The following is a 21,005-nucleotide window of genomic DNA, read 5'->3' as shown; positions in this document are numbered from 1 at the left end:
ATTTTACAAGGGCTTGTTGCTTAACTAAATATCAAAAATTAACGTAAATATGAATCGTAGAAATTTCATTGCCAACAGTGCTATTGCAGCAGCAGGGATAACCATCCTGCCCGGAACATTATTCGCAAAAACCGAAAAAGTAAGACTAGGCTACATTGGTGTTGGTCAGCGAGGCCGCAGCCACATTGGCGAAGGTATCCTCCGGGAAGATGTAGAAATCGTAGCTGTTTGCGATATTCAGGAAAGCTCTTTAAAATATTGTAGGGAGCTATTTAATAAAGCTGGTGAAAAATTGCCTGTGGAGTACACAGGAGGCCTGGAAGCTTATAAGAAGTTACTGGACAGGAAAGATATTGATGGAGTGATTATCGCAACGCCATGGGCTTTTCATAAAGAGCAGGCGATCTACGCGATGCGTTCTGGTAAATATGTAGGCTGTGAGGTGATCGCAGGAATCACCCTGGCCGATCACTGGGATATTGCTAAAGTATATGAAGAAACAAAAGTCCCATACATGACCCTCGAAAATGTTTGTTATCGCAGAGATGTGATGGCGGTACTGAATATGGTTCGCCAGGGATTATTTGGTGAGTTGGTTCACCTGGAGGGAGGTTATCAGCATGACCTGAGAACGGTATTGTTTAACGATGGAAAAAGCTTAAGTGGTAAAGGTGTTGAATTTGGCCCTCAAACCATGGGAGAGGCCCAATGGAGAACCCAATATAATGTAGATAGAAATGCAGATATCTATCCAACACATGGCGCCGGACCAGTGATGAACTACATCGGGATCAATAAAGGGAACCGTTTTACCAATCTTGTTTCCTTTTCTTCGAAAGCCCGTGGATTGGCTTCTTATGTAAATCAATTAGAGCCGGGAAATAAGAACGGCAAGATCAATTATAAAAATGGCGATGTAATCACCACGATGTTAAACTGTGCAAATGGGGAAACGGTCATGTTATCTCACGATACCCATTTACCAAGACCTTATTCTTTAGGGTTTAGGGTACAAGGTACAGAAGGCCTATGGATGGATGTAAATAACTCTTTGTACCTGGAAGGGAAAGCTAAAGCCTATGACACCTGGGATTCAGCAACAGACTGGCTAACCAAATATGATCATCCACTCTGGAAGAAGTATGCAGTAAATGCGGAAGGTGCAGGACACGGTGGAATGGACTGGTTTGTATTTAATGCGTTCGTTCAATCGGTAAAACAGAAAAAACAAACCCCAATAGACATTTACGATTCCCTCACCATGAGTGTAATCACACCACTCTCGGAAAAATCCCTTGCCGAAGGCAATATGCCTCAGGAGTTCCCGGACTTTACCAATGGGAAATGGAAAGATGCCAAACCTAAGTTCTCCTTAGATGATTCTGGATTGTAACCTATTGTTTTTTAAGCACCCTGCTGGATGATCCTTCCCACGGATGATTTGATGAGATTGGAGTAATCTGAACAAACGGTGTGCTTTGAGCATCCTGCAAGTGGATAATCCTAAGCAGGATAATCTGATTGAAGGTAACCTCAAAAAGAATTAGACCTTATTTTCTGTGCCTTTAATTGCGTTTCAGCAATTAGCAGCACAGAAAATAAGGTCTATTCTTTTCAGCGAAGCCAGATAAAACTATAAAATCTCAATTCCTTTTGATTCAAGCTCATCGTAAATCATCGCATTGATACTACTCTGCGTGTTCTCACCTTGTGAAATATCCTTACACCAAAAATAGATCTTCACACTGCTGCTCACCTTAGTCTTCGGATTAAAAATAATCTTGGGCTCCTTGAGCACCAGGATATTTTCATTAGCAGCAATTGCTTTTTTAATGATCTCTGTAACTTCATCCCTATCAAAGGGCTTACTGATGATGTACTCCAGCACAATACGCATCTGGTTATTGGTCAGCGTCCAGTTGATAATATTATTAGATAATATATTCCCATTTGGAATAATGATCTCTGCGCCATCATCGGTCAGCAAAGTACTGGCACGAATACCAATTTCTTTGACACGGCCTTTCTTATCACTCAGCTCTACTACATCACCTATGCGGAGAGTTTTATCAAAGATCAGGATGATCCCGGAAACAAAGTTACTAACGATGTTCTGCAGACCTAAACCTATACCGACACCCAAAGCACCCAGTACAACGGTAATCTTGTCAATAGGAAGCCCTGAAGCCGCTACAGCCAATAGGAAACCACCAACCAGCAGCACCAATCTGGTAACGATCAATTTAGAACGTTCCCCTTTATTCTCTTCCAGTGAATCGTCACCCGTATCCCCAAAGAAATAAGCGATATACTTTTGTAAGAAATTGGCCAGCCAGATGATCAGGAGGAAGAGGACGATCCCGCCAAGGGTAAAGACTAAACTGCCTATAGTTCTCTTCTCTGTCAATACAGCAATAAAGAAATCATGTAGTGCGTCGAATATATTCAGGTTCACCAGGAACAAGGTAAGCCATACGAGGAACATAAGAATATTCAACAATCCTTTGATGCTTTTAACTACCGGTACCCAATCGAAATTCTCTGGATAATGCTTGCGGACGCGACTGCTTTTTATTTGTAGCAGGAACGCCTCTGTAATCATTGTACCCAAAATAATTAAGGAAACAGCATGTAAGAAAGCACTGATGGCTGTGGTATAGAATATTTGGGTCAATGTATAACGACCGAATAAATTACAAACTACAGCAAGTAGATTAAACAACACATAGATCAGTCCTACCGGAAGCATGATCTTGTATCTTCCAACCTTGTCCCTCAAAAGTTTATACATCATTATTCCGTAAACAGAAGAAGCGATGCTAAAGAAAAACACGATCCAGCGTTGGTAACGTTGTGGTACACCCAGGTTACGCAAAATAACGGGCACGATGAGCAGCAGACCAAAAATACACCATTTGTAAAATACATCACGCGGAAAGCGTTTATAAAATAAGGCCGTCAGGCTTAAAGTCAGCAGGATATGGATCAGCTCGATATATAAAGCAGGAGCGAGGAGGTCAAAAACAGGAGCAAGGGTTAAAATAAAAATAATAGATACCTGGAAAGGCTTTTGACGAATAAAATTAAAATTAAAAGGTTCTACTGCGTCCAGTCGATCCCTGACTACAAGACTTTTAAAATTAAAGAACACCCAGAAAAAGAAGATGGCGCCGCTGAGTAGCAGTAAATAGCGACTACTGCGGGTATAGACAAAATAATAAGCAGAGATCTGCTGTTCGCTTTCCATAAACCGTTTAAAACCCATCGTTTGGTTAGAGGTGAGTTTATTGGATGGTTCCCATAAATAACGTCTTTCCTTTCCAAAAGCCTTCACTCCGGCAGCGGTTAACTGGCTATCGGTTAGATAAGTAAGTTCCTTGACATTAATGATATTGGCAGATGCCCGGGCGGATAGGGAATTAATTAAGCCTGTATTACATCGGATCAGACTGTCCATCACCAAATGTTTCGCTCCAATTTCCTGCAGCTGGGGTTTGAAAATAGCTTTTAAGGAATCTACCGTAAATACTTTATGTAAAACAGTATCCTTTCTTAAAGTAAGGATCTTGGTTTTTACCTCATTCAGACTTTCGTCATAACCTTGCAAATCTTCTAAACAGGCTTCGTTACGGGTTTGCAACTCATCCAACAGGGTTTGGTACATTTGCAGGTTTTGCAGGTTCAATAACCTGTCGGTTTGTTTTAGACGCTCTTTCAGCAATCCAATGGCAGCTTCATCCTGTGTGAGATGCTCACCAATAGCTTTGAGTTTTGTAAAAGAGGCCGTAGTTACTTTTACTTGGTTCACTGCTTCGAACACCATTTCCAATCGCGCTAAATAATCACTCCTGGTCAGTACACTGGAATCTGCAAGATAGGACAGGTCGGTTGACCTGTCGATAGGTCTGTAACGTGATTTTTTATGTTGCGCCTGAGCAGATAGGCTGCCACAGAACATTGCTGTAAGCAGCACGAACAAAAAAGAAATACGGCTTGAAGAAAGGGTAAGCTTAAAATTCACAAAAAAAAGGTTAGATGTAAAAATCCTAACGCCAACCTTGATGAACCATCTGATCAATTATCATTTGATTTTGGGGTAGCGACCGGACAAATGTAACAAAAGCAGTACCATAAATGGCATGCGAATAGTTATACCGAACGGGCGTCCGGTATAACATTCTAGTTTAGGTAATAAATAAAGTGGTTTTTAAATATCTTTTTCGTAGATCCTGTACTTTTTATAAGGATCTCCTTTAATGGCACGTATAGCGTTATTGACTAAATCATTGTTTTCCAGCGTCCAGCCGGCTTCAGCGTATTTTAGTCCTTTACGTTTGTATTCTTTAATGATTGTACCATAAATACAGGCTTCAATACCCAGTTTGCGGTAACCATCAACTACCCCCAGCAGCATAATCCTGATGCCGGTAATTTTTTTTCTATTTAAAAGTAACTTAAAAATTCCGGTTGGCAATAATCTTCCTCTTTTTATTTTGATTAAAATTTCATTGATGTCTGGAATAGCCGCACCAAAACCAACGATTTTCCCGTCCTGTTCTGCCAGCAGGCAAAAATCAGGATCAAGAATCAGCTTAAGGTCTTTCGCCAAATAATCAAATTCTTCATCTGTCAATGGCACAAAGCCGGAATTTTTATCCCAGGCCTTGTTGTATACTTTACGCAGGTTTGCGGCTTCGACTGCAAAATTCTTAAGGTTCACCTTTCTGATGGTGATATTACTCCGTTGCAAACGTTCCTGCAATTTATCCAGGAGTTTTACCGAACGGTCGTCATAATTGGATTCGCCCCAGCGCCAGGCGATCAGGTCAACCTTCTTTTTTAATCCATATTGCTCCAGTAACTGGATATAATAGGCGAAATTATAAGGCATCATGACTACTGGCGGGTATTCAAAACCTTCAATCAGTAAGCCTGCTGTTTCATTGGTGGAGAAATTCTCAGGACCGATCATGGTATTCAGACCTTTGTCCTTCAACCAGTTTTTAGCGGTATCTAACAGCAAAGTTGCCGTTTCATTATCATCTATACAATCGAAAAAACCAAAGAAACCATCAGTCTTATCGTTATATTCATTGTGGGCATTGTTTAGGATCGCTGCGATCCTGCCCGTCAATTTTTCTCCGTCGTATACTAAAAAACACTGCAGGGAATTGTGTTTATGAAAAGGATTGGTAGTCAGCAGATCTCGCTGTGCGATGAACAATTCTGGAACGTAATAAGGATTGTGCTCATACAGATCATGTGGGAAATCAATAAATGCTTTAAGTTCTTTTTTTGATTTAACCTCGACTATTTTCTTTGTCATTGATGGAATTCTCTTGGGTTTATATAGGGTAAGCTTTAAGGCATCAAATATAACATTTTTTAGCTCACTCTCCCCAGGCGCTGAGCATCAGATTTCTGGATCCCCCGTAATTTCGGTGTTCACAAAGGTAAATACCCTGCCATGTACCTAGAGCCAATCTTCCATTGTGAATGGGGATTATGACCGAGCAGCCGAGCATGGCAGCTTTCAAATGTGCCGGCATGTCATCTGAGCCTTCATCATCATGTAAGTAATCGGGATCATTTTCCGGAACAGCTTTGTTAAAGTACATTTCGAAATCGTGCCTCACCGTAGGATCTGCATTTTCATTAATGCTTAAAGAAGCAGAGGTATGCTGAATGAACACTTGGCAGATTCCTGTTTTAATTTCACTGATCTGCGGAAATGCATGCAGCACATCTGCGGTAATCAGGTGAAAGCCTCTTTTTCTCTCATGTAAACGGATAGCTTGCTGGTAGATCTTCATAATTTTTGCTTTTTTACAGGGTAAAAATATGAAAATTAACTAAGCTCTTATTCCCGTTGCACTTTGAAATGTCTCAATTGACGATCATCAATATTTAATAAAGCTTACATAATAATTAATAAAATAGATATTTTTAGGTTTAAAATGTTAAACGATCTACAGCTACTCCATGCTTAGCACACATTGCTATGGATTCCCTCAGATAAAAAAATATTTTTTAACCAATAATTTCCGTTCTTCCAACAAATATTTTGAATATTTGAAAACATGAACTTTGAAAACACACTCTCCTTTGCCAAAGAACTGGATGCGCAGGATCCATTAAGCCATTTAAGAGAAGAATTCCTTTTTCCTCAGAAAAATGGTAAGCCTTTCATTTACTTATGTGGCAACTCTTTGGGCTTACAGCCTAAAGCTGCAAGGGAAGTATTGGGGGTACAACTGGACAACTGGCAGAACCTTGGTGTTGAAGGCTGGTTTGAAGGTGATACGCCCTGGATGTATTACCATAAAGAACTGAAAAAACTAATGGCACCAATTGTAGGAGCCAGACCAGCAGAGGTATGCCCGATGAACACGCTGACGGTAAATCTTCACTTACTTTTAGTAAGTTTCTACCAGCCCAAAGAAAAAAAATTCAAGATTATCATGGAGGCCGGTGCTTTTCCGTCCGACCAATATGCGATAGAAAGCCAGGTTCGTTTTCATGGCTATGACCCGGAAACAGCCATTATAGAAATTAGCCCAAGACCTGGAGAATATACTTTACGAATAGAAGATATTACCGCCCGGATTGCTGAAAACGCAGATGAATTGGCGCTGGTGCTGTTTGGTGGTATCAACTATTTCAGCGGACAATGGTTTGATATGCCAGAGATTACCAAAGCAGGTCATGCTGCGGGAGCAATTGTAGGCTTCGACCTGGCGCATGCTGCTGGAAACGTTCCTTTAAGTCTGCACGATTGGGATATAGACTTTGCCTGCTGGTGTTCCTATAAATACCAAAACGGAGGACCAGGAGGAATCAGTGGCATATTTGTTCATGAAAAACACTTCAATGATCAAACCTTAAAACGTTTCGCCGGCTGGTGGGGATATAAGGAATCTATCCGTTTTAAAATGGAAAAAGGTTTCACTCCTGAAGTAGGAGCCGATGGCTGGCAGATCAGCTGTGCGCAGGTGATGCCCATGGCTTTATACCACGCCTCGCTGAAACTGTTTCAGGCTGCAGGTTATATGGAACCTTTAAGAAAGAAGAGTATCACACTAACCGCCTACCTGATCTATATTATCGATCAGATCAACAAAAAACTTGGTAAAGCACAATTTGTAGTGATTACGCCCGATGACGAAAATGACCGTGGTGCGCAAGTATCCATCATTGCGGAAGGAAATGCCAAAGGAATCTTCCAGCAATTGGTAGAAAACAATGTGTTGGGTGATTGGAGGGAACCAAACGTAATCCGTCTAAGCGCCGTTCCTTTATACAATTCATTCGAAGATGTGTATCTTACAGGAGAACTACTGCTAAAGATTTGCAATGCTCAATAGTTCCAGTAAGGCATAAGCGCTGATAACTGAATAAATTACCTATATAGGCGCGATCCCGAATCTAATGGTTAAAATTGCCTGGCATCCTTTATACGCACATCCACTTCCCGAGGGACATCGTTTCCCCATGTTAAAATATGAGCTGATCCCGGCACAGTTGTTACATGAAGGTATCATTACATCCGATAACTTATTTGAACCCGAAGTGCTGGAAGAAGAAATTGTCCTGCTTTCCCACGACGAAGATTATTGGCATTCACTAAGAGATTTTACCTTGCCGCCCAGGGAACAGCGAAGAATAGGCTTTCCGATCAATGCGGATCTGCTGGAACGTGAACTCCGGATTGCACAGGGTACCATAGATGGTGCCTTATCTGCTGCCGCACATGGAATTGCTTTTAATGTAGCTGGTGGAACTCATCATGCGGGATCTGACTGGGGTGAAGGTTTTTGCTTGTTGAATGATCAGGCGATTGCTGCTAATTATTTGATCCATAATAAAATATATAAACGAATTTTAATCATTGATTTAGATGTTCATCAGGGTAATGGAACCGCCCAGATCCTGCAAAATGAACCACGAGTATTTACTTTTTCCATGCATGGAGAGAAGAACTTTCCATTTCGTAAGGAGGTTTCCGACCTGGATATTGGATTGGATGCGGGAATACAAGATGAAGAATATTTAAATATTTTAAGAGAAACCTTGCCTGGTTTATATGAACAGCATCAGCCGGAATTTATTTTCTATCTATCCGGCGTAGACGTGTTGGCTACTGATAAACTCGGTCAGCTGGCATTGAGCAAAGCCGGATGCAGGGAGCGCGACCGGATAGTTTTTCAATTCTGTAAAGATCATGGATTGCCAGTCCAGGTAAGCATGGGTGGGGGCTATTCCCCGGAGATCAGGGATATTGTAGATGCCCACTGCAATACTTTTAAAATTGGGATCGACCTGTTGGGCGACTAGTTTTGCACATCTGTTCCGTATCCAGATAATTTTCATCAGTTTTACCGATCCTAATTTGACGAGATATTCATGAAGATTGTAATTGCAGAAAAACCATCCGTTGCACGTGAGCTGGCTAAAGTATTTGGCGCAACGGGAAAGAAAGACGGATACATCGAGGGGAAAGGTTATTCTTTTACCTGGGCATTCGGGCATCTGCTGCAATTGGCACCTCCACAGGAATATGGTTATATTGGCTGGAGACGTCAGCATTTACCCATGCTGCCGCCAAAATTTAAACTGGCGATACGAAAGATAAAAACTAAAGACGGACTGGTAGAGGATCCCGGGGTAAGAAAACAGCTGGATATTATCAAAAAGCTGTTTGATGAAGCTACCGAAATTATTGTGGCAACAGATGCCGGGCGGGAAGGTGAACTCATTTTCCGCTATATCTATTATTTCCTGAAATGTAAAAAGCCTTTTAAAAGATTATGGATCTCTTCGCAAACTGATGAAGCGATCAAAGAAGGGTTCCGAAATCTGAAACCCGGTACAGATTACGATACGCTATTTAATTCTGCCCATTGCAGGTCGGAGTCTGACTGGCTGGTGGGCATGAATGCTACACAGGCTCTGAGTATTTCTGCAGGGGCACGTTCTGTACTTTCCTTGGGCAGGGTACAAACACCTACACTGGCTATGATCTGCTCCAGGTATATTGAAACAAAAAACTTTGTGCCCCAGTTGTTTTATCAGTTAGGTATTCAATTGGATAAGGACGGACAGTTGTTTAAAGCGGTGTCTGTCGCTAACTTTAATGTTAAAGAAGAAGCACAGGTTTTATTTGATAAAATTGAAGATGTACCTTCAGGGTTCCCCTTGGGAGGAAAGATCCTGGATGTGGAGGCTAAACCCAGGAAAGAACCGCCACCACTCTTGCACGACCTGAGTAGTTTACAGCAGGAGGCTAATAAAAAGAAAGGTTATACTGCCGATCAGACTTTAAACCTGCTGCAAAATTTATACGAGACCAAACTGGTTTCCTACCCACGTACAGGTAGCCGTTATATAGGTGACGATGTATTTGCTGGTGTTCCTCAATTGATTATGCAACTTACCAAACATCCTGAATTTGGGAAATCTGCTGAATTACTAATGACCATTCCGCTGAACAAAAGAAGTGTGAACGGTAAAAAAGTAACGGATCACCATGCGATCTTACCGACTGGTATAGAACCCCAGGGTTTAAGTTCTGACCGGCAGGCGGTTTATGATATGGTGGTGGGACGGATGCTGGAGGCTTTTCATCAGGAATGTGTGAAGGAAGTCACTAAGATCACCATAGAATCTGGTTCTATATTTATTGCTAATGGAACGGTGATCCGCTCTGCGGGATGGCGCTCAGTACTGAATGATAAAGACGAGGAGAAAAAAGATGAGGATAACCCTTCACTGCCCAAGGTGAAAAAAGGGGACTTATTGCCCATTGTAGAAAAGGCTTTATTAGAAAAACAAACCAAACCAAAACCTTTATATAATGAAGCTTCATTGTTGAAAGCACTGGAAACTTCAGGTAAAGAGATTGAAGATGAGGAGTTGCGTTATGCCATGAAAGACAGTGGCTTGGGTACGCCTGCTACAAGGGCTTCTATCATTGAAACGCTAATCACTAGGGAATATATCCAAAGGGAAAAAAGAAACCTGGTGCCTACTCATAAAGGGTTGGCAGTATATGATGTAGTAAAAGATCAGAAGATCGCACAAGCAGAATTAACCGGTTCCTGGGAGAAACGCCTGGAAGAGATCCGCTCAGGTGCTTCTGTAAAAGATTTCAAAGCCGAGATCTCTGAATACACGCGCACGATTACTAATGAATTATTGGCTGCGGGAGCAGGGCTGGCAGAGAAATTGGTACCTAAGAAGGAGGATATTCCCGCTTCAGTTTAACTCATCGCATTTATCAGTATTCTTGCTTTTACAATAGTCAAGAGCGAATACGGCACAATTTGTAACCTTTGACCCATTAGAGATGGACTTATTGTTTGTAGCTTATCAGACTATGAAAACAATCAGTGATGCTTTAGAAAAACTCGTAATTGATATCGAGGGAACCAACAGTCAGTTAATAGAAAAAAAAATTGATCAGCAGGAATTTGAACTTTGGGATGATCCGGATTTAAGAGCAAATTTATCAGGAAATATTGGGGCATTCTTTGTAAGGTCTTTTTTAAAACAGCTAAATGTTGATGAACATCATATTTTCAGATGGAGGCTGGAAAATAAATACAGGCAATATCAGTTACTAAATTATTATTTTCCTAATTCTATGGCCGAGACCATTGGAGTTTCACAACTGTTAGCTACTAATAATGGAGAGCAAAAGATAAGAGAATTATGTGAAAGTGGTTTTTTCGTCAAAGCCACTTTAGGAGATCGTTCTGGAATACGCAACAATTTTGACAGATCGAATGAATTAGATGAAATCATTCGTCTTCATCAGAATAGAACTGATGATCTGGAAGAATGGGTGCTGCAAAAGAGATTAACTTTAACCGAGGAATTTAGAATTCATACATTCAGCAGAGATTTAATATATGGTTTAACATATCTTGCGAGAGGGACAGATAGATCTATTACTATAAAGGCTGAGGACTTTGTGCTGGAAATTTTGGAAAAATTACCAGATACAATTTTGCAGGGTACGTTGATTGGTTGGGATATTGGGATAACAGACAGCAATGAGTATTATGTGATTGAAGCAAACTTTACCGGATTTCATCCGGAATTTAGTCGCGGGTTTCAAACCAGTGGATATTTTGGGGATATTGATTACGGACCAATAGTATGCGCATGGCTCAATAGCTACTTTAGGGATCAGTATCATATTTCTATTGGTTCCGTTGAAAAGAGCCTGCTTTCAAGTGACACCTTCTATCAGAAATTCATGTTTTATGTTTCCTTATTTAAGGACGAAAAGCTGGATTTTTTGAGAGATAAGGCAAATGATAACAATGTTTCAACTATTGTCTACCTGGGCGAGGATATCAACGAGCTTTTGATCGATTTAATCAGATATTTTCAAGTAGAAAATTTTAAGATGACTTATTATTTGATTACAAGTGAAAAAAATATTCCAGCGATAATGACAATGTATCCCGGGAATGTTAATATAGCCACAACGGAAACGTTGGTCGCCATCGATCAGCACCGTTATGTGAATTGCTTAAGTCATGAAAAAAGAAAGGTAATTTATTGTCAGCAATTACTTTCTGCTATCCAAGCTCATACCTATTTAATTATCTAGACACTTTGATTTGGCATTATCGCGTTAAAAAAATGTGAACCCAGACCATCTACCTAAATTTATTCATTGAAACTTAATTTTTATTTTAAATAGAATTTATTATAATTGTCTTACGGCCAAATATAAATGATGTAAGTTTTATAATTTATATGATCAGTAGAATTATATTTACTTATCTCTATCTATATGAGATCATTGAATTGATATTTTCATTTCAAATTAAGATGAACAATGAAACCCTATAAACACTATTCTTTCGATTTATGGCTCACTTTAATCCGGTCAAATCCACAATGGAAACTGGAGCGGGCGAAGATTTTTCATACACGTTATAATCCTTTGAAAAAATCTTTTGAGGAAGTTGTTACAATTTTCCGTCAGGTGGATCTAATGGTGAACAGTATCAATGAAAAAACCGGTAAAAATATTGATGCGGATGAGATGTATTTAATGGTGATCAGCATCATTAATAACTTCGAACCCGGTTTTATAACTATTGATCTGGAAGCCTTATACCAGGAAATGGAAAGTTTAGTATTTAATTACATGCCTGAAGTATATGGCAGCGAAACGAAAGCTACCTTAGCTGGTATCAGGGAATCTGGCTTGTCGACTGTAAGCCTGCTCTGCAACACCGGATTTATTAGCGGGATTACATTGAGGAAAGTATTAAAACAACTGGAACTGGAGCAGTATCTTGATTTCCAGCTCTATTCTGATGAAGAGGGATTGGCTAAACCTAATCCTGCTTTTTTTCAACTTATGCTGAACAAGATCAACCGGCATAAACACAGAGACCTGCAGCTGCACGATGTGATTCATGTCGGAGATAATCCTATTGCTGATATTTTTGGTGCCAGCAACGTAGGCATTGATAGCGTTCAGATCAATTCGAATCAACAATCCATAACCTGTTTAAGATGAATTTACCAAAATCATACGCTTTACATCAGATCCATCATCCAGAGGTTTTTGGATTTGATCCGAATGCCTATAGCAGGTTTAAATTTGGTGACGACCTGGTCGCAAAAGCATTTGGCGAGCAGCTGGCCAATGGTTTCATTACTGATTATCTGCAGGATAACTTGATAACAAATCAAATCGTAGTGATTTCCAGTCCCTATTCTTTTATACCCACAGCAACTTTCGCGATGAAAAACTATTTTATTTACCAGCTGAACCACTGGCTGGTAGAAAATGGCGGATTGGTGGTACAGGAAGCAAAGGTACACCGTACGGTTACTTATAAAGAAGATTACGGTGCATTGAGTGCCCAGGAGAGAATGAAACTGATTGGCAACGATTCCTTTCAAATCGATAAACAGTTTCTGGAGGATAAAACCTTGTTGTTCCTGGATGATATTCGTATTACCGGAAGTCATGAACGCATGATCCTGAAAATGGCCGAAGAATATAAGTTAACGAATGATATCCACCTGCTTTATTTTGCAGAACTGGCGAATATGGATATCCATCCTAACGTCGAAAATGTACTGAACTATCACTATGTAAAATCTATTTTTGATTTGGAAGATATTATAAAAGCTGGATCTTTTTGTTTCAATACTAGGATCGTTAAATACATTCTAAACAGTGATAGCGGCAGTTTTTCTATCTTTATAAAGAACCAGACCGAATATTTTATCAATATGTTGTACAATTTAGCGTTAGGTAATGGATACCACACCATAGCCGCTTATGCGGCCAACCTGGAAGATATCAGAAAACACATCATCAAAAAAAAATATAAATTAATTTAAAATGGCTATAAACTTGCAAAAGGGGCAGCGTGAAAACTTAGATGCTCCGAAATTTACTATTGGTTTAGGTTGGGATACCAACAGCTCTTCAACGGGTGCTGATTTTGACCTGGATGCTTCTTTGTTCTTATTGGGCGACAACAAGAAACTAATTACTGATGAACACTTTGTATTTTATAATAACCTGGTTTCTCCGGATGGCGCAGTGGAACATACCGGTGATAACCTGACTGGAGATGGCGACGGGGATGATGAGCAGGTAAAGGTAGACCTGTCGAAGATCGATCCTAAAGTTGCAGAGCTTTGTATTGTTGTAACAATTCATGAAGCAGCAGCAAGAAGGCAGAATTTTGGGCAGGTGAGAAATTCATTTATCCGTATCGTTGATGCATCAACCGATCAGGAGATCCTGAAATATGAACTGGAAGAGGATTTTTCTATTGAAACGGCTGTAGAATTCGGAAGGATTTACAAACGTGAAGGAAAATGGAAATTTGAAGCCGTAGGTGTGGGTATGAAAGGCGGCTTACAGGATTATGTAAATAAATATCAATAAGATATGGCAATTAATCTTCAAAAAGGACAACGTATCAACCTGGAAAAAAGTAATGGTACGAAGCTGCAGAAGGTCTGCGTAGGGATCAACTGGGGAGCAATAGAGAAAAAAGGTTTTCTTGGATTTGGCACTTCACTGGTAGCAGTAGACCTGGATGCCAGCTGTGCGATCTACGATGAAAACAAAAGTTTACTGGATGTAGTGTACTACGGTAATCTTGGTTCCAAGGACGGATCTATCCACCATAGTGGAGATGATCGTACTGGTGACACCGGTGGAGACGATGGATTGGATAATGAGATCATCGTCGTGGATTTTTCCAGGATCAATCCTCAGGCAGCATATGTAGCTTTTGTACTGAACAGTTTTCAGGGTCAGGATTTCGGAACGATCCCTTTTGCTTCGATCCGCATCTACGAAGGGTCGGCTACAGTGGTGAATGAAGTCTTCGCAACTTATGACATCGCTCATGGTGCTGATTTCGCAGGTCATGTCTCGATGGTGTTAGGTGTTTTTTACAAAAAGAACGGCGAATGGAAGTTCAACGCAATAGGAGAACCGACAAAAGATAAAAAATTAGAACAGACAGTAAATACAGTTACACAAAATTATTTGTAAATTTCCAGCTGCTGATGGTTAAATGGTTAAACAGCAGCAGCTTAAATTTTTAAACATATGGAAACAAACGCTCAAGAGTTATCCAATACTACCCCGGTTAAATTAGACAAAGAAGGAAACGCAGATATTACTGCCTTAAGCCCGGAAGAGATTGCCAAATATAAGGAAATCAACAAATCACTGGAACCGTCTGACGTCAACTCTATTTTGAATTACGGTGCCGACACGCAGAATTCAATGGAGAAATACAGTAATGACTTCCTGGCTTCAGTGCGTACGTATAACAGCGGTGAAGTGGGAGGACTGATCAATGAACTGCTGACAGAACTCAACTATATTGACGTTTCGGAACTGGAAAAAACAGGTGTTAAATCGTTTATCTCACGCATCCCTTTTCTGAAAAATCTGGTGGTTGATGTGAAAAAGATCTTCCAGAAGTATGATATAGTAGTCAATAACATTGATAAGATCACCAATAAGATCAAAGCAGGAAGGTTAAACTCGCTGAAAGACAATAGTTCTTTGCAGACTATGTTTGAAAGCAATGTGGCTTACATCCATCAGATGGAAGAACTGATCATCTCAGGTCAGCTGAAATTTAGTGAATTGAGCGTGAAACTGGCTGAAATGGAAGGCCGTCCGGCAGACTATGAAGATTATGAAATTGCAGACCTGAGAGACTTTGTAAGCCGCCTGGATAAAAGGCTGGCTGATATGAAGATTGTAAGGTTTATCATGATGCAATCGCTGGCGCAGATCCGTTTGGTACAGAACAACAATACATCCATTGCTGAAAAGGCACAATCGATCATTTCGACTACGATCCCGGTCTGGAAAAACCAGCTGACCATCGCTGTTGCTTTACAAAGGCAGAAGGCCAATGTAGACATGCAGAAAAAGATCTCGGACACGACGAATACAATTTTGCAGAAGAATGCGGATATGCTAAAGCAAAATACAATCGATGTAGCTAAAGAGAGCGAAAAAACTGTTGTATCTTTAGAGACGTTAAAGAAAACTACAGCTTCGTTGATTGAAACGCTGGATGAAGTAAAGAAAATCCACGAAGAGGGTGAAAAGGGCAGAAGGGTACTGGATACAGAACTGAAAAACCTGGAGACTGAATTAAAGAAAAACGTTACACAGGTTAAATAAGTTTGGCCTTTAGCAGGAAGAAAAGAGGAAATCATTAAGGATGGATGAACATGCTGCGATCATATTAAAAGAGTCTAACCAGATCATTAGCCGTCTGCAGATCTTGTCGGTATTTTTTCAGGAAGAAGTAGTCTACAAGATATACTTACGCAGTCAGGTCATCCATCAATTATTTGAAAATAATGAACAGCTTTCTATTGACAAGCTGGAACTTTTTCATTTGCAGTTTACCACCAGTGTGGTAGAGCTATTGAAAAAGATCAAAAAGAGTAATGAAAAAAATGTAACGCTGATTGATGAAGAAATACGTCTGAATCAGGAGGTGATAGAGAAGCTGAATGAAACGCTGCAGAACGAACAGAGTTTTTTAGCGGGAAGACAACATCAGTCATTGAAGATCAATAATTCTCTGCGGAATTTGTTTGAAGTACTATCTGAACATTCTACTGATTTTCCTTTTGTAAAAAACATCACCCAGTTTAGTGCCCGATTTGCAAAGGATTTTTATTACACGATCAGTTCTGATCAGCTGGCGAGACTGATCAACTATGATTCATCTACCGTTTACGTAAATAGTGCAGCAACGATTGAGAAAAAACTCATGGGATTGTTGTGTAAATATGATTTTAAAACTGAGTTTCTGTACGGTTTAAAATCAGGAACCATGGTCATTGAGATCTATAAATTTACAGCAATAGACCGATACTTTCTGTTTTTCCCAAGCAGGAATTTATTCCTATTTTGTACACCTGAAGAAATAGAAGAGTTGGATTTTTCACACACTTCATCCGAAAAGGCGAAGATGATCCAGGAAATGGCTTATAAAAATGATCAGCTAAAAAGTAATGCTGCTGCTGTGAAAACTTACATTCCACCGGAGATTATTAAACTGCTGCAGGAGAATTACGCAAAAATATCGGATATCAATTTCCTGGATAATCTAAGCAATTTTGATGTTCAGGCGAATATTTTAAAAACGATGTTAAATACGGATATGCTTTAAGGGCTTTTATTCAAGAATTTATATTAATTCCCATTTCCTTCCTAAACGATAGCCCCATTTTTTTTCATAATAAGTGTCTTGCTGATACATTAGTTCATCCCATCGTTCTGGTTCCTGTTTATTTAGCGTTGTATGGTCCAGATGATCTACGACAGAAGAAGTGACAAGGAAGTGATTTAAATTTAACGATGAGAGTAAATGCGTATAATCATGTGATGCATGTCTGAATATAAAATTTTCATCTAAATGACCGATTAAACTCAACATACTGCGCTTAAAAAAAAGGCACCAGCCTGAAACTTCCGTCCGTTCCCTATGTCCTGCAAATAATCCCATATTAGGTGTTACGCCCAATTTTGCATGGTGAATTGTACACATTGGAGAGGCACTGGAAAGATCCGGATAAGCTTTAAAAACTTTCACTATTTCCGTTGCCCATTGAGGATGGAAAAACAGGTCATTGTTACATAAACAGACATATGGGGCTGATGTCATTGAAATACCAATATTCATATAACGGTTATAGCCAAACGATTCATCGGGATAAACCGTTTGCCCATAGTTGTATTGAAAAGGTTTTAAATCTTTTTGGGATTCAACTACAATGATGTTAGACTTAATCAACTCAGGATCTTCGGAAGCTATCAAAGAATCCAGGCAGTTAACTGTAACCTGCTTTAACTCCTCTGTTTGCGCGAAGCTTAAAATAATGATATCTATCTCTGTAATTTCAGCTGCCATATTTTATAAATTAAGTTTAACCAAACCATTCGCGTTAAACGAATCCTTAAATTACAAGAATGTCAGAGGATAATTAAGGTCAACAGTCCCAAATCATCATTTTACTATTTCTAATGAGATAGGACCTAGTAATCCTGAAGTCTGCAATTTTACCTTCGCATCATAACAGTCGTAATAAGTCCAGGTTATCCTTTCCTTTTCTGGTAATTGATGATCTCCAATCAGCTTGTTTATCCAATTGTTCACCACTTTGATTTCAAGTTCGTTTTTACCTGGTTTCAGTGCCTTGGTAATATCGATCTTGTAAGGGGCAGTCCATACACCACCAACTGCTATTCCATTTACCTTAACTTTTGCAATGGACACATCATTTCCCAGATCCAGTAATACATGCTCATCATTTTTTGGGGCTGATAATTTAAAATTATGATGATAACAAGCTGCTCCTGAGTAATACTTAATACGCTCATCAGTATTTTGTGTCCAATCTTTTAATTGTTTGAAGACAACAGGCTTGGAAGGTCCGCCCATCTTTGCATAAAAATTAACTAGCCATTGGCCGGTAATAGGAATCATCCTGACTAATTTTGGATAGTTAGAGTGATCATTCTTTTTAATGATATTACGTTTTCTAAAGACTACAAAAGCGCTTTCATAAGGAGCTAATTTTAAGGGCACAAAAGTAGAATTAGCAGTTTGTGTGTAATCAGGAAGATCACGTATAATACCCGTAGTTGCATCCCACAATTCCGGGCTTTTTCCTGAAATACGAAATTCTGGATTCAGCTTTATAGATTTGTTTTTTTGATTAGAAATAAAATAGATTGAACCGTCTTTTAGTTCTCTATGGATGAAAAGTGCGGAATCGGCTTTCTCTGTTTTAAAATCAGGAATGGCGTTGATCAATTTTAGGGCATCTTCCAGGTTCATTCCATCAATCACCATTCCTTTACCAAAATGATTAACTTTTATATTGGATCCGTTAATGTTTCCCCAAAGTTCAGCTGTTAGTTGTTGAATCTCCAAATCTGCCTTTTCAAAATTTTGTAAACTGGGTGATCTGTACGGTTTTGGGCCTAAAACTACTGCACCATTATTTACTAGTTCTTTTATTTTCAGGAGTAAGTCTGGGCGCATGCTTTCCAGCTTCGGTAAAACTAGAATCCGATACTTCATTCCATCAGGCAAGACAAGATTACCATGCTTTACTGTTAACCTGGTTTTAATCACTTCTCCATTGATATAATCAAATGAATAACCATATGGAAGGATGGGGTCTTGTATCCCTGTCATTTTCGGTGCATCTTCACCAATGAAATAAGCCACATCCGCCACATATTTTCCCTGTTGCAAGAGTAGATTACATCTTTTGATATATTTTATGAAGCCGTCCATATCATAGAACCATGTGTTTTTACGGTTAAATTCAGTTCCAAAATAGGCGTTCATTCCCGGCATTTTGTCTTCATCAGGCTGCTGGATATAAACGTGCAATAAGGTATTATTTATTCCTTCGGTGAAAGAACGATCAAGGCGCTGTTTCAATGTTGAAGGATAATTCAGGAAATATTTATCAGTGGTGGTAAAAGATTCGGCAGAAACTTTAGCTTTTCCATAAATATGGCCACAGGATGCAGCAGCTCTGTTTTCGATGATACCTTTAAATCCTTCATTCCAAAACTCACCACTAACCTCATCCGATTCACCTCCGTATTGCAAAAATTCACCTGGGAAACCATAATGACCATAATTTTCCAGCCAGCTAGTTAGTCCATTTTGATGGCTCACCTCTCGCAATCCGCCTACATATTCATGAGCTACCTGATCGGCTACAAAACGCCGTAAATCCCAAAGAAAACGATCCGATTGGTCGGCACTTCCCACAACCTTCCCCTGCAGTACCGGGATGTAGGGAAGGGGATCATAACCAAAGTTTAGTTTAAATTGCGCTATAAACTGATCACTCCAATTCTGGCTGCCTGTCTCATAACTGTCTCCCACTACAATTTTCCAGGTTTTACGGTCTTGTGCCGGGATACGGCGTATGATTTCTCCCAAAAAAGCATTAAAGTGAGCAGTAATATGTTCTCTACTCATTTTATCAGTTTCCAATCCCGTTCCTTCAGGAGAAGCGTGAGCATTATGAACTAACGTTGGCGTCATTCCGCTTCGTTCAATGATCCATTTTCCTATGGGTACCTGCCAGTTCAGTGTACCGTCTATCGATAAATACTTTGAAATATCTAATACTTTATTCGGATCAATAACATGCTCTTTGTCGGCAATAACTGGTTGTGCCGGCCATTGATAAGCGGACCAGTTTACCAATCCGTCAGGATACATTTTTGCCAATGTTTTCTCCAAGTAATTTTCTACTATGGGGACCGAGGAAAACCTAACTTCTGCTAATCCGCTGTTTGCCGAAAAATCAGTAAATATGATCCGGAAATCTTTAGCTGTAGTAGTGGAAATTGAAATTTCGGCAGGACCATAAGGGATGAAACCGTTTTTTAAATTTGGATTAGTACGGTCTATGATAAAATGTTTTATAGTTTGATAGGTATGGTTAACCTTTACCTGAATGTCTCCTCCCAGACGAGTAGGTGAATGAGATGTATAAATAATCAGACTCCGGGCCGTGTAGGCTTTTTCTGTAGAAAAATCCAATATTAATGGCTTTTCAGAAGGGAAATGTAAAATAGTTTCTTCTTTTCCATCTGTTATGTAATTAAGATTTTCTAACGAAGGAGTAGAGCTAACCTTGGGTTTTAGATCACTCATTTTACTACCATAGTCTTTAGGCGCCGGATAAGCAATAACTTTTACATCCTGAAAAACAGGATTAGGTATTTCCAATTTTTTATGCAATAACAATGGGCCTTGAATCACGATTTCAGAAGAAGTCAGATAACGCATGGACTGCTCTGGTTTAACCCATGGGCCGCCTGATTGGCTCCATCCAGGGCAATTAAATATCCCTATTTCAATACCTAGTCTTGCGGCTGTTTTTAGTGCGGTATGCAGGATATCCCACCATTCTTCGGTGAACAATTTTATTTTACCAGCGTTTTTTTCTCCCCAGGTTACGTTTGCAATGAATGCGCGGTTAATACCTACCTTTTTCATCGCCTCAAGATCTTTTATAACTCCTTCTTTGGAGATATTTCCAGAAACCCAATACCAGTAAACACTTGTTTGTATACTGTCTGGAATGGTATGAAATCCTGTTTCCAGTTCCGTTATCGAAGTTAGATATACTTTATATTGAGCATTTACATGTTGAGCATTAAAAATAATGGTTAGTAAACATAAAGCGGTTATTTGAAAAGTAAAAAACAATCTAATTTTAGAGGAATTCATATCAAATGCAACGTGTCATACTGTATCGTTGCTTTAAAGTTATACCCTTCAAAAAAAAAAACATCAATACCTTTACTAATTTACATTTAAGAAATTAGTTGATTTATGAATTGCTTATCAAGCATCCCAATTGTTTTTAGAGATTTTAATTTATGAGGGTATATTCTTCATGTAAACATAGAATTTTTGAAA

Annotated in this window: 16 protein-coding genes; 11 read left to right on the top strand and 5 right to left on the bottom strand. The window is 39.5% G+C overall.

Annotated elements, in window-relative coordinates:
* The first annotated feature begins 49 nt into the window (after positions 1 to 49).
* Positions 50 to 1,393: a Gfo/Idh/MocA family protein gene (locus tag GSQ84_RS22345; RefSeq protein ID WP_158799592.1), complete on the top strand. Its 1,344-nt coding sequence runs from the start codon at positions 50 to 52 to the stop codon at positions 1,391 to 1,393.
* A gap of 240 nt (positions 1,394 to 1,633) precedes the next feature.
* On the opposite strand, the gene GSQ84_RS22340 is transcribed toward GSQ84_RS22345, so the two are convergent.
* From GSQ84_RS22340 to GSQ84_RS22330, 3 genes are all read right to left on the bottom strand, one after another.
* A complete protein-coding gene (locus GSQ84_RS22340) occupies positions 1,634 to 4,021 on the bottom strand; it encodes a mechanosensitive ion channel family protein (protein ID WP_254070949.1) in 2,388 nt (795 codons plus the stop codon).
* Positions 4,022 to 4,207: 186 nt separating this feature from the next.
* Entirely contained in the window at positions 4,208 to 5,326 is a 1,119-nt protein-coding gene (locus tag GSQ84_RS22335) for a hypothetical protein (protein ID WP_158799591.1), read from the bottom strand.
* Positions 5,327 to 5,390: 64 nt separating this feature from the next.
* Positions 5,391 to 5,813: a secondary thiamine-phosphate synthase enzyme YjbQ gene (locus GSQ84_RS22330; protein WP_158799590.1), complete on the bottom strand. Its 423-nt coding sequence runs from the start codon at positions 5,811 to 5,813 to the stop codon at positions 5,391 to 5,393.
* Positions 5,814 to 6,080: 267 nt separating this feature from the next.
* Between GSQ84_RS22330 and kynU the strand changes: the two genes are divergently transcribed.
* From kynU to GSQ84_RS22280, 10 genes are all read left to right on the top strand, one after another.
* Positions 6,081 to 7,364: a kynureninase gene (gene kynU, locus GSQ84_RS22325; protein WP_158799589.1), complete on the top strand. Its 1,284-nt coding sequence runs from the start codon at positions 6,081 to 6,083 to the stop codon at positions 7,362 to 7,364.
* Between the two features lie 64 nt (positions 7,365 to 7,428).
* A complete protein-coding gene (locus tag GSQ84_RS22320; protein ID WP_158799588.1) occupies positions 7,429 to 8,334 on the top strand; it encodes a histone deacetylase in 906 nt (301 codons plus the stop codon).
* Between the two features lie 69 nt (positions 8,335 to 8,403).
* The gene (locus tag GSQ84_RS22315; protein WP_158799587.1) at positions 8,404 to 10,263 is read left to right on the top strand and encodes a DNA topoisomerase; all 1,860 of its coding nucleotides are present in this window, start codon (positions 8,404 to 8,406) and stop codon (positions 10,261 to 10,263) included.
* Positions 10,264 to 10,375: 112 nt separating this feature from the next.
* Positions 10,376 to 11,620 carry a hypothetical protein gene (locus GSQ84_RS22310; protein ID WP_158799586.1) on the top strand — a complete coding sequence of 415 codons (1,245 nt, stop codon included), beginning with the start codon at positions 10,376 to 10,378 and terminating at the stop codon, positions 11,618 to 11,620.
* A 231-nt stretch (positions 11,621 to 11,851) separates the two neighbouring features.
* A complete protein-coding gene (locus GSQ84_RS22305) occupies positions 11,852 to 12,544 on the top strand; it encodes an HAD family hydrolase (RefSeq protein WP_158799585.1) in 693 nt (230 codons plus the stop codon).
* Entirely contained in the window at positions 12,541 to 13,380 is an 840-nt protein-coding gene (locus GSQ84_RS22300; RefSeq protein WP_158799584.1) for a phosphoribosyltransferase family protein, read from the top strand. The genes GSQ84_RS22305 and GSQ84_RS22300 overlap by 4 nt, the downstream gene beginning before the upstream one ends.
* Position 13,381: 1 nt before the next feature.
* Positions 13,382 to 13,936 (top strand): TerD family protein, encoded by a 555-nt coding sequence (locus tag GSQ84_RS22295; RefSeq protein WP_158799583.1) that lies wholly within the window; start codon positions 13,382 to 13,384, stop codon positions 13,934 to 13,936.
* Positions 13,937 to 13,939: 3 nt separating this feature from the next.
* Positions 13,940 to 14,554: a TerD family protein gene (locus tag GSQ84_RS22290; RefSeq protein WP_158799582.1), complete on the top strand. Its 615-nt coding sequence runs from the start codon at positions 13,940 to 13,942 to the stop codon at positions 14,552 to 14,554.
* Between the two features lie 57 nt (positions 14,555 to 14,611).
* Complete coding sequence (locus GSQ84_RS22285; RefSeq protein WP_158799581.1) at positions 14,612 to 15,709, top strand: toxic anion resistance protein; 1,098 nt, start codon at positions 14,612 to 14,614, stop codon at positions 15,707 to 15,709.
* Positions 15,710 to 15,749: 40 nt separating this feature from the next.
* On the top strand, positions 15,750 to 16,712 hold the full coding sequence (locus GSQ84_RS22280; RefSeq protein WP_158799580.1) for a hypothetical protein: 963 nt from the start codon (positions 15,750 to 15,752) through the stop codon (positions 16,710 to 16,712).
* A gap of 18 nt (positions 16,713 to 16,730) precedes the next feature.
* On the opposite strand, the gene GSQ84_RS22275 is transcribed toward GSQ84_RS22280, so the two are convergent.
* Both GSQ84_RS22275 and GSQ84_RS22270 read right to left on the bottom strand, forming a co-directional pair.
* A complete protein-coding gene (locus GSQ84_RS22275; RefSeq protein WP_158799579.1) occupies positions 16,731 to 17,453 on the bottom strand; it encodes a glycosyltransferase family 2 protein in 723 nt (240 codons plus the stop codon).
* A 96-nt stretch (positions 17,454 to 17,549) separates the two neighbouring features.
* The gene (locus tag GSQ84_RS22270) at positions 17,550 to 20,813 is read right to left on the bottom strand and encodes a glycosyl hydrolase (protein WP_158799578.1); all 3,264 of its coding nucleotides are present in this window, start codon (positions 20,811 to 20,813) and stop codon (positions 17,550 to 17,552) included.
* Positions 20,814 to 21,005 lie beyond the last annotated feature (192 nt).

Source organism: Pedobacter sp. L105, assembly GCF_009765875.1.
In the GTDB taxonomy this organism is placed as follows: Bacteria; Bacteroidota; Bacteroidia; order Sphingobacteriales; family Sphingobacteriaceae; genus Pedobacter.
This window is presented reverse-complemented; position numbering and strand designations above follow the sequence as displayed.

Coding starts and splice junctions, on each gene's coding strand:
- GSQ84_RS22345 (WP_158799592.1), top strand. CDS start 50: ATGAATCGTAGAAATTTCATTGCCAACAGTGCTATTGCAGCAGCAGGG.
- GSQ84_RS22335 (WP_158799591.1), bottom strand. CDS start 5,326: ATGACAAAGAAAATAGTCGAGGTTAAATCAAAAAAAGAACTTAAAGCA.
- GSQ84_RS22330 (WP_158799590.1), bottom strand. CDS start 5,813: ATGAAGATCTACCAGCAAGCTATCCGTTTACATGAGAGAAAAAGAGGC.
- kynU (WP_158799589.1), top strand. CDS start 6,081: ATGAACTTTGAAAACACACTCTCCTTTGCCAAAGAACTGGATGCGCAG.
- GSQ84_RS22320 (WP_158799588.1), top strand. CDS start 7,429: ATGGTTAAAATTGCCTGGCATCCTTTATACGCACATCCACTTCCCGAG.
- GSQ84_RS22315 (WP_158799587.1), top strand. CDS start 8,404: ATGAAGATTGTAATTGCAGAAAAACCATCCGTTGCACGTGAGCTGGCT.
- GSQ84_RS22310 (WP_158799586.1), top strand. CDS start 10,376: ATGAAAACAATCAGTGATGCTTTAGAAAAACTCGTAATTGATATCGAG.
- GSQ84_RS22305 (WP_158799585.1), top strand. CDS start 11,852: ATGAAACCCTATAAACACTATTCTTTCGATTTATGGCTCACTTTAATC.
- GSQ84_RS22300 (WP_158799584.1), top strand. CDS start 12,541: ATGAATTTACCAAAATCATACGCTTTACATCAGATCCATCATCCAGAG.
- GSQ84_RS22295 (WP_158799583.1), top strand. CDS start 13,382: ATGGCTATAAACTTGCAAAAGGGGCAGCGTGAAAACTTAGATGCTCCG.
- GSQ84_RS22290 (WP_158799582.1), top strand. CDS start 13,940: ATGGCAATTAATCTTCAAAAAGGACAACGTATCAACCTGGAAAAAAGT.
- GSQ84_RS22285 (WP_158799581.1), top strand. CDS start 14,612: ATGGAAACAAACGCTCAAGAGTTATCCAATACTACCCCGGTTAAATTA.
- GSQ84_RS22280 (WP_158799580.1), top strand. CDS start 15,750: ATGGATGAACATGCTGCGATCATATTAAAAGAGTCTAACCAGATCATT.
- GSQ84_RS22275 (WP_158799579.1), bottom strand. CDS start 17,453: ATGGCAGCTGAAATTACAGAGATAGATATCATTATTTTAAGCTTCGCG.
- GSQ84_RS22270 (WP_158799578.1), bottom strand. CDS start 20,813: ATGAATTCCTCTAAAATTAGATTGTTTTTTACTTTTCAAATAACCGCT.